Origin of the sequence: Klebsiella sp. A-Nf5 (assembly GCF_002810545.1) — a bacterium.
Lineage (GTDB): Bacteria > Pseudomonadota > Gammaproteobacteria > Enterobacterales > Enterobacteriaceae > Klebsiella > Klebsiella variicola.
The window spans coordinates 1-726 of the sequence record NZ_PIOG01000100.1 but is presented as its reverse complement, the minus strand read 5'-3'; the positions used below and the strand labels follow the sequence as shown (position 1 = coordinate 726).

Annotated in this window: 2 pseudogenes; both read left to right on the top strand. The window is 48.6% G+C overall.

The features are described from left to right. Positions 1-286 (top strand): annotated as a pseudogene (locus CWM53_RS10600) (serine recombinase); the annotation flags it as partial. A 193-nt stretch (positions 287-479) separates the two neighbouring features. Continuing rightward, positions 480-726, top strand: a pseudogene (locus tag CWM53_RS10595) (DNA-binding protein); the annotation flags it as partial.

Genomic DNA, 726 nt, shown 5'->3' with positions numbered 1-726 from the left:
TGAAGGCCGTAAATGGCATGATGCTGGATATGCACGCCGCTATTGCCCGAAAAGATTACTAAGACCGTCGACTTCGTCAGTCAGAGGGTATCAGTAGGGCGAAAGCCGAAGGAAAATACCGGAGCAGGGTGGCCGATGCGCAGAAACATGAACTGATACGCACTCAGCGCCAGGTCAACGGAAAATCGCTGCGAGAAACAACTCGCCTGCTGGCGTTTCTAAAATGACAGTGATTCGGGTCTGCACCAGCGCTGATAAAGGGGTTCGAGGTCCAACCGTACGGTAAGGGGAAAATTATCATCTAATAAAAAGATTAGTAGACAAGACCGTCTGTTGGGTGCCAATTTTCGAGAAAAATACACAATTTTTAGACATTATTTATGTTTATTATTTCATATATATCAGTTGGTTAATTTAATAACGTACGTTTTCGTTCCATTGGCCTTCAGACCCAACATACAAGGAATGAGAACAGAAGAATGAAATTGACAGAAACCAAACTGTATACGCTGATCGATAATCTGAATGCCCTGATTTGCGAGGACAGCCCGCTGACGCCCCAGGAGTGCGAGGATCTGGTCCGGGCCGTCGCCGCCATCGGTGCCATGAAAGCGCGCGTCAGTATGAAGAAGTCCAACGTTCCGGCAGCGTCGAAACCTAAGGAAGAGAAACAGGAACGTCTGCCCGACCCACGTTTTCCGCATGTCGGCGAACCCTGGCGGGAAG